This window comes from Fervidicola ferrireducens, from assembly GCF_001562425.1.
In the GTDB taxonomy this organism is placed as follows: domain Bacteria; phylum Bacillota; class Thermosediminibacteria; order Thermosediminibacterales; family Thermosediminibacteraceae; genus Fervidicola; species Fervidicola ferrireducens.
The window spans coordinates 1-8,971 of the sequence record NZ_LOED01000056.1 but is presented as its reverse complement, the minus strand read 5'-3'; the positions used below and the strand labels follow the sequence as shown (position 1 = coordinate 8,971).

The 8,971-nt window shown below is 46.3% G+C and carries 7 protein-coding genes; all 7 read right to left on the bottom strand.

Going from position 1 to position 8,971, the window contains the following annotated elements; translation table 11 throughout:
* Positions 1-274 precede the first annotated feature (274 nt).
* Positions 275-1,030: a glycosyltransferase gene (locus AN618_RS11900; protein ID WP_157081752.1), complete on the bottom strand. Its 756-nt coding sequence runs from the start codon at positions 1,028-1,030 to the stop codon at positions 275-277.
* 296 nt (positions 1,031-1,326) lie between these two features.
* On the bottom strand, positions 1,327-1,638 hold the full coding sequence (locus AN618_RS11895) for an EamA family transporter (protein ID WP_245628523.1): 312 nt from the start codon (positions 1,636-1,638) through the stop codon (positions 1,327-1,329).
* Between the two features lie 51 nt (positions 1,639-1,689).
* Complete coding sequence (locus tag AN618_RS11890) at positions 1,690-3,147, bottom strand: hypothetical protein (protein ID WP_066355493.1); 1,458 nt, start codon at positions 3,145-3,147, stop codon at positions 1,690-1,692.
* Positions 3,148-3,213: 66 nt separating this feature from the next.
* Positions 3,214-4,620 (bottom strand): RNA-guided endonuclease IscB, encoded by a 1,407-nt coding sequence (gene iscB, locus AN618_RS11885; protein WP_066355491.1) that lies wholly within the window; start codon positions 4,618-4,620, stop codon positions 3,214-3,216.
* A 361-nt stretch (positions 4,621-4,981) separates the two neighbouring features.
* Complete coding sequence (locus AN618_RS11880) at positions 4,982-6,433, bottom strand: ANTAR domain-containing protein (RefSeq protein ID WP_066355484.1); 1,452 nt, start codon at positions 6,431-6,433, stop codon at positions 4,982-4,984.
* 26 nt (positions 6,434-6,459) lie between these two features.
* The gene (locus AN618_RS11875; protein WP_066355481.1) at positions 6,460-6,870 is read right to left on the bottom strand and encodes a hypothetical protein; all 411 of its coding nucleotides are present in this window, start codon (positions 6,868-6,870) and stop codon (positions 6,460-6,462) included.
* Positions 6,871-6,915: 45 nt separating this feature from the next.
* Positions 6,916-8,142: a peptidoglycan DD-metalloendopeptidase family protein gene (locus tag AN618_RS13930; protein WP_066355478.1), complete on the bottom strand. Its 1,227-nt coding sequence runs from the start codon at positions 8,140-8,142 to the stop codon at positions 6,916-6,918.
* Positions 8,143-8,971: the final 829 nt, after the last annotated feature.

Here is an 8,971-nt window from a genome sequence, read left to right as displayed (position 1 = left end):
GTCGGCAGTGAACAATACCATCTTTTCTCCTCCTTCTGTAAGGAGCCCTGTGATCCGGGCACCTTTTTGAAAGGTGGTAGGTCTCCCTGAGGCGTGCGGCAGTGCCCCGTGTAAGGCCACGGGATTTCACCGCTGTCTCCCGGGACTGGGAGTGTCGTCCCGGAGCGTCAGGTTCTGCTGCCGCACACCCGCGTTCAACTACCTGCTATCAGCAGACCTGTCAGCAGTTCACCCCTGCTGACAAGCCCCCGCTTCTATAAGCGGGGGTAGTTGACTATTGCGGCATTTCCTTTGCGTTCTGCAACCCGAAAAGTTCTCTTTGGCAAACAAAAACGGCTCTAGTCAGTTTAATGGCATCTCTGGTAATGTGGACTTTACTTCCTCTTTCCTCATGCCACTCTATCCCTATTTCTTTGATTCTCAAACCTTGAGCGACTGCACGCAGCAATATTTCGAGGTCAAACTCAAACCCCGGGAAACGAAGTTCCGGGTTAAAGAGCTTTATGGCGGTTTCGCGGGTGAACGCCTTGCAGCCGCATTGAGTATCCAATACAGGCAAATGCAGACAAATCTTCTGCAGGTAATGAAAAGCAAGAGAAGAAACACTTCTCAGTTTGCTTCTTTTAACCTTAGCACCGCACGCAAATCTGGAGCCCACGGCTACGTCCGCTTCCTGTAAGCCTTGGGCTACTACATCCCACGCCTTCGGGCCAGCACTCAGGTCGGCATCAGCAAATAGAACGGCTTTTGCATTGTAACGATTGATGGCATATAATATACCGGTGCGCACTGCTGCACCCTTACCTAAATTTCTCTCATGCTTCAGTACATCCAAAAAATTCATCGTCTTTGCAAGCAAAAAAGTACCATCCGAAGAACCATCGTCAACAAGGATGCACTTGTACTGGTTTAAAATATCTTGCCACTTATCAAAGAGCCTTTTAAGCCGTGCTTCTTCGTTATATGCAGGTACTATAACAATTAACCCTTCTGTTTTAGAAACATCGTTCTTCACAGAATTTCGGCGCATTCCTCCTCTCAATTCATTGGGAGGAGGAATGCGCTAGAACCTCCTTTCGTTGATATTTATCGTACTGCCAACCATCTGCACGTTGAATCAGACAACAGGTTTTATAGCTTATACCCTGGCATATCCTTTTGCCGTAGTTATCTTTCAGGTCAAAATAGCCCGAGGTCCTGACGACAACTCTACCTACCCACGTTCCCTTGTACTTACCTTTCGGCACTATTGCCTTGACTATATCTCCGGTTTGAAATCCAAAGTAGAGTTTTCTTGCTGTACGGAGTCCTTTTGGAAAACCATATTTACCGGGTTGCCAGCAGCATACCGGCGATGCATAAAAAATATCCAACCGCATTGAGGGCCGTTATTCGTTCTCTTAAAAACAGCAGGCCGAACAGGGGCACGAAGACGAAGTTCAATGCAAGGTACGGATATAGTTTCGATAACGGATTCAATCTCAGCGCTTCAAGCCATAACAAAAAAGCAACCCCATAAAAAACAGCACCTGCCCAAACGGGTGGTGCTTTGATGGACTCGATTAACGAATTTTTGACGCCGAATTTTAGGAAAACTTGCCCCAAAGCCCCCAACAAACTCGAAAGGAGAGCCAACACGCTGAACAATGTGAACGCCCCCAATATTGTATATTATAATTCCCCCGCTTTTTAAAATTCCTTTCCCCTCTGATAGTCGAATACCACCACCTCATCGTTTTCATACACCATTTTCACCCCAGGGATATTTCTGAGGTACTTTGCGTATGGGAGGTCTTTACGAAACACAATATGCTTTATCTTGTATTTATCTAGTATAGCTTCAGGTTTCTCGAATTCAAAGAAAATGCTTTTTATATAGTCATCCCATACTTCGGGTTTATTAAAAACGTACATATCCGCTCTGCCGTCTATAAAAGGTTTGAGGCCATGCCAGATAAGATAATCTCCGATATCGTAATCGTTTAATATCCTTTCTGTCCGGCCGGTTGCCTTCATGAATTCCACCGCACTATTCATCGGGTCATTTGCAAGAGCTGTCTCTATATTAACGGTAAGAGGATGGAACCCATAATTCCCAGCGGCAAGGATTATAGTGCCCATAAATAGGCCCATTGCTATTGCTAATTGAATCTTCTCTATTTCCCTTTCCTTCTTTTGATTTTTTATCCTTATCGGGATCCCAAAATCGGATACTCTAATTGCGGCAGCAATCATAATTGTAAGCACGGCAATATGTCTTACGGACTTTAGATAGAGAAACATCCCTATAAGTATTAACGTTATCCCAACAGGAGGGAGACTGATTTCGACACTCTTTATCGTCAATTTCCTCCAATGGGGTTTTATGAACAGCATAACGGTTAGTGTCAAAATCATTGCAGCCATAGCCCACGGCAGGTGGAAATCAGGCGAAAACCATTCAGTTATCGCACTAGTTATTTTAGGGTTGCTGCTAGCACGCCAACTGTAGGCAAATATTTCTATCCATTGAGGGTTTACAAGTGTACCGCCCAGCGCAGGTATTAGCAACTTGACATCAGCCATTCCGTAAATGATAAATATCACGAGTGTTATAAGACCGGCTGTTACTGACGAATGGATATTAGCCCAGATCAAGAAGAGGGGAAAGGTCATCAAATATATTAGGGGGCTCCCTTTTGCGAGCACCCCTTCTACCAAAGCAAGGACAAACACCGAAAATATTGCCAGCATTGCTGTATGCGGTCTTATACACCACTCCACCCCAATGACGGTTACCAATAAAAAACTCACCGCCAACCATCCTACGGGTTTCTCCCTTGTCATATAAAATAGTGGCAACCCGTATATTATGCTGAAAATTACTGTTATTGCCCATAATCCTCTGAATCCAAAATTGCGATAGATTGCAGCAATTATGACTTCGTATAGCCAAGAATGTGCGGTCCATTTAGCCCCGTTAGCACTCCAACTAAAAGGATCGTCCTTCAGAATAGTTCTTTTATCGATCATTGCTTCTCCTGCTCTTATATGCCACAATGTATCGCTCTTATACGTTTCTGCGGGGAAATATATAGTAAAGAGAATGATAAAAGCTATTATTAAGGCAAAAGAGGCTATTTGGTATTTTTGAATATATCTCCTCAATTTGCTCCTCTCCGCGAAATAAAATGTTTACACCTCACAGAATTTCGGCGCAGGATGCCTCCCAATTCATTGGGAGGAGGAATGCGCTAGAACCTCCTTTCGTTGACATTTATCGTACTGCCAACCATCTGCACGTTGAATCAGACAACAGGTTTTATAGCTTATACCCTGGCATATCCTTTTGCCGTAGTTATCTTTCAGGTCAAAATAGCCCGAGGTCCTGACGACAACTCTACCTACCCACGTTCCCCTGTACTTACCTTTCGGCACTATTGCCTTGACTATATCTCCGGTTTGAAATCCAAAGTAGAGTTTTCTTGCTGTACGGTGTCCTTTTGGAAAACCATATTTATCCGGATTACACATGCGTCTCGTGCCACGCCCTATTGCAGTCCATATTGACACGTATTCCGTCTTGAAAACCAACTTGCCTGGCGTAATACCCACACAACAGGCATCGTAGTAGTGAGCCTTCGGCAGGCCGTGCTCTATACGCTGCTTCTTCGTCCTCGCACCAGTAGCGCATTCTACCGGCAAGCCAAGTTCCTTTAGTCGCCGGTATAGCTTCCATCTTGTAGCGTTCATTATCGCTGCATCTTTTAAAGGTTTCTTTGCCTGCTCCTGTATTTCAGGGTAGCCAAATTCTTCTGCCGTAAGGTTACCTTTCTTTTGGTTGCACTCGTGACATGCCAATGTCAGGTTTGATACCCTGTCCGTACCACCACGGGACTTCGGTATAATATGCTCTATTTCCAACGGTACGCCTTCTTCTCCGCAGTAGGCACATTTCCTGCCCCACTTCTCTAGTAGGTATTCCCTGACTTCGTAACCGAAAAGTTCCCCACGTTGATACTCGATACCTTCTATCTCCGGATTCTGCATTAGTTGAGTGTCAAACTTGACGTGCTCCGTACTTATTGCCGTAACGGGAAGCAACTTCATCAGCTTTTTGACGGCATTTATTGTCTGATTGACTCTCGCTTCAAGCGATGGTGGCAGGCGTTTCTTTCTGAAACCGTTGTCGACAAAGTTCCTGTTCTCGTGGCATATGCTGCAGTAGTCACTCTTATGCCTTGCATTTCTGCCACATGCAATACACTTTTCGGGGTTCCGGTTCTGAAACCTTGCCTTTCGGTAGCGGGTCTTCCTGTGTCTCCTTGAACGGCGAACATCCCTTCTTGTTTTCATTGCTTCTTTAATGCCGTCCTTATGTTTGATTTCTGCAAGGAAGATGACTTTACCACAAACCGGGTCAGATTCATCCATTACCGCTATGCCGGTCGTTTTGGCACCGGGGTCAATTTTGAGTCTTAAAGGTTGCACGACACTTTCTTCTAGTACCCTATCCTTTAGTCTTATTGTGAAAGGATGCATGCAGTGGACTACTGCCCTACCCCTTTGGAGCAACAGCCTTGCGCGTTTTTCGGAACATGGCATTAATGGTCTCTTCTTCTTATCCAAGACAAAAACCAATATTGCACACCTCCAGCAGGAGTGCCCTTACGGGCCTGGTGACGTGCCGGAGCGGACTCTCTCCGGCCCCCTCCTCGCCAATGTTGGCAACCGGCGCTTGTACTGGTCCGTTTCGCCCACACCCCGAAGGTTGTCTGCAACCAGTACTTCCAGGGTCCGGGACTGGAGGAGCATCCCGGAGTGGGTCTTTAGCCTATTGCCAACATAGTACCTTAATCCCCGTGTCCTTCGGGTCAGGCACTCAGGCTGGTCAACCACGAGGCTTACATGCCTCCGACTTCAGTCGGGGGTAGTTGACCGTGTAGAATTAAATGTGACTTAACTCTTCTTCGGCAGCACCTTCCACAGTGCTTAGGCTTTTCTAATTCGGAGCGGCAATTTCGGAAACGATTATGTTAAGGTATTTCCTCCAGTTTTTAGGGAGCACGCTTTTCCCTTCCTGTTCTGCCCTTAGAAGTTCAGGCGCCTCCGGCAGCGAGAATAGGAAATTTACCATCTTCAACTCTGCCAGGGCCGCCAATTTTTCTTCGTCTGCCCCTTTTGTGCCGATAAGGTATGTCTTCCCCGGCACGTATGGCATTATCCAGGTAGGATTTATATCATCCCGTCCGTCGACAATGATAAAGAGGTATTCCGCTAAAGGTAATATATCCTTGTTTAATTCACTGCCGGAATCGAATATTGTAATGCAACCCGGCAGGACCGAGATCTCTTTCCCGTCAGAACACTCGATAGAATCGTTCCTGAGCCACTTGCTTATACCGCCTCCAACATCGACAACCCTTACCTTATAGCCTTTTGTCTGAAAAGCTTTAGCCAAGGCGATAGCGAAGGAAGTTCCACCTGCTCTTTCTAGAGCGTTCATCACCGCTATACCCCGTGCTCTTAAATCGACCACCGGTGTAGTTATACTCTGTTTTAAACCTACGCCAACACTCTTTTTCTGCTGCGTCGTATTACAGGGAACATCGGGATGTCCGATAAGCCTATCCTCTACTGCCTGATGTTTCCCTTTAATGGCCTTCCTTGAAGGTTTCTTTTCTGCTTCATTTGTTACCGCAATCCCTGTAAAAAACTCTTCATTGCTTTCTTGGCCTTCGTTATTGGGATAAGTTTTTTCATCATACTGCTCTTTTCTGCGTTCCAATTCATCTTTCTTATTTATTCCTATGTTACTATTCCCTGTAAAAATCGTTTCTTCACCGGAATTTTCAATACAGGTATTGCTTAAATCCGTTTCTGTTAACCGGCTTTCTGTTGACTGCCTTTGCAGCAAAGTCTCTTTAAACGGTGTTTCTTGAGGTTTTTTCGGTTTAGCGGGTTCCTCTTCTTTGAACTGAATTGTCGGCTGCTGGGTTTCCATATTTGAACTTACCTTAAATCTACTGAAGAAGTCCCTTATCCGTGACTTCAAATTCTTTGCTTCTGGTCTCCAGGGTGTACCCAGTTCTTTTAGTATCCTTGAAAATGTCTTGGGATTTTTTAGCACCTCCATGATTTGAGTTACGGGCACCGGTGAAAACAGGAGGTCGTATACACCCATTGCGACCAGTTCATGTGCCCTTTCGTCATCTTTATTCATCAGGACGACAATCCTAGCATCGGCCATCCTTGCGAGGAAGATAACGTCGAGGATATCTTTTTCGCCGCTGAGGTATATTGAGAGCAGCACGGTATCGCATCTATACTGTCTGATAGCATCAACTAATGCTTCCCGGTAATACACTTCGCCGACAACTTCAATGTCATCATCAGCGTTTTCCTTAATGTATTCGTCAAGCTCTTTGTTTTCCGTTGCCAACAACAGCCGCAAATTTTAGATCTCCTCCTTTCTTGCCGTTATTTCACGAATCCTTCCACCGTTGCGACAATGATAGGTGCTAATCTGATAACCAGCAAGAACACTACCCCGCCGACCATTGATCCCGTTCCTGCCTGGCGAAGATGGCTGTTCATGCTGATTAATCCCACTACGTACGCTATCGCGCCAATAATCATGGAGATGATGGCGATAGGTGCGGCTATCGTCTGAAGGACTTTTATGATTTTTATCGCCAAGTCAATCGTGATATTGGTGAATTCCTCCAGGGATATGGAAAACCTTTTGCCATCATTAATACGTTCCATTACACTGTCGACGGTAGGTATATTATCATCGCCGGTAGCGGCAAAAGCGAAAGTTATCGGCGTTATTAAAGCAGTTATTACTAAAAACGTCATAAGGTACAGGAGTGTCTTTTCCATTCTCATCCCTTATCCCCCCTTCCACTTAAGTTTTGTACCCTTTTACTTTTGCTACGGCAGGTAATTTTCCGGGTTTACCGGTTTGCCGTTCATCCTGATTTCGAAGTGGAGGTGCGGTCCAGTGCTCAAACCTGTACTTCCTACCAAAGCGATAACCTCACCCTGATTCACCTTTTGCCCTTCTTTGACGTTCAGCTCTAAGCAGTGGGCGTAGGCGGAACTGACGCCGTATCCGTGGTCTATGATGACCGTGAGGCCGTAACCGCCTGCTAGGCCAGCGAATTTGACGGTACCGCTTTTGGCAGCTATTATCGGTGCCCCTAGCGGCGCTGCTATATCTATTCCCGTATGCATTGATTTATTTCCCTTTACGGGATGTATCCGCTCGCCGTATGAAGAGGTTATTTCTCCACGGACAGGCCAGATGAACTCCGTATCGAAGGCGGGTATTCCTTGTTTCCACAGTCCCATCACTTTTTTGACGTAATTCTGGGTCTCTTCGAAAGGAGGTATCCCGCCGTATTTTTTGACGTTCCCCGGCCCTGCATTATACGCTGCAATTGCCAGTTCTAAGTCTCCGAACATATCAATGAGCTTTCTAAGGTATCTTGCCCCTCCCAGGATGTTCTCCCTGGGGTTGAACGGATCGTTAACGCCCATTTCTTTTGCAGTTTGTGGCATGAGCTGCATTATGCCCATAGCCCCTGCAGGTGATACTGCGGACGGATTGAATCCTGATTCAACAGCGGCGACGGCTTTCAGAAGTTCTATGTCCACGCCGGTTTTTTCGGCTGCTTCTTTGAAGTATTTGACATACTCGGTCGGCACGAAGTAACCGGTGCTCCACTGCCAGCCTATTGCCCCTGACAGCCACATTTCTTCTTCGCTTTCGGCCAGCCAGGATAGGTAGGGTGCTCCGTATTCCAGTGCTTCGGCAAATTTTATGGTGAGCCGTGCCATTTCTTCATCGGCAGGCAGTCCTTCTTCCTGCATGACCTGAATTAAGCGTGAGTAGTCCTGCTTATACTCAGTTTTTGAAAGGGCATAAGTAATTATCGTCGTATTGCTCTTTTCAATTTCTATTTTCTCATAATGAAGTTTATAGACCCCTTCGTATGTTTCAACTTCTTCTACCAGTTTTATAGGCACTTCTTCCCGCACCTCATCGACCGTCCCATCTTCGTTCGTGACGTACTTTATGATTATTTTAGTGGCATCACGGTATTTGAATTTAGGGGCCAATTTTTTAGCCAGTTTGTCGCCGTTAAACGTCGGCACCGGAGATTGACTTGTTCCGAGAAGAAGCTCTCTTTTGTAATCTATAGCAGCGAGTATTCCCCAGCCGACGAAGTACTGCCGTTCTACACCATCCTCGCTTATTACTTCAGGTGCATTTCTCCGGGCGGCTTCTTCGTAAATCGGCTTTAAGTTCTGTTGCTGCGCTTCAATCGGTATAGCACCGTAGATTGTTAGTATTATTGTAACGAAGAGGGCTATTATCAGCGTTACAACTATTGCGGGTGGGCCTAGTAAGACTAATATTCGTTTTAAGAGGGAAAAAGCCGCTTTTGCAATGAATCTTAAACTTTTGTTAAATGCCGCATTTGACCTTTTTTGAACTTCATTTTCCAGTGTTTCGATTGTCCCACCCCTTTCTTATTTCTTAAATAAAAAAAGCGCCTCCATTTTTCTCGATGGAGGCGGCCGTTTAAACTCTTGTCCATCTTGCAGAAGCACGTTCAACTACCTGCCGGTGGCAGACTCGTCAGCAGTTCCCTCTGCCGACAAGCCCCCGCCTCTATAGGTGTGTGGCAGTTGGCTTTTATCCCCTCAAACCTAATATGCGTCAAAACCAAGAACAGAAAAATTCGATTAACCACACCGTCGATGTTCTCCGGTGTTGCCGCGTGACTTCCTCCCTACACCTAAAGGTGTAGGGCTTCCTGGCGGCAGGTGCGCGCACCTGCCGGGTTACACCGGTGCGAGCGGCCCTTTTGACCCGTTGCCGGGGGGCCTCCCGGAGGGGACCGTCACTTCCGTCCCGACTACTCCAGGTGCCGCTTAAGCGGCCCTTGGAGATACTTGCACAGCCGCTTCCATCCCGTCC

Excerpts from the sequence above, each read along its gene's own strand:
- AN618_RS11875 (WP_066355481.1), bottom strand. The coding sequence starts at position 6,870 with ATGAGAATGGAAAAGACACTCCTGTACCTTATGACGTTTTTAGTAATA.
- AN618_RS11900 (WP_157081752.1), bottom strand. The coding sequence starts at position 1,030 with ATGCGCCGAAATTCTGTGAAGAACGATGTTTCTAAAACAGAAGGGTTA.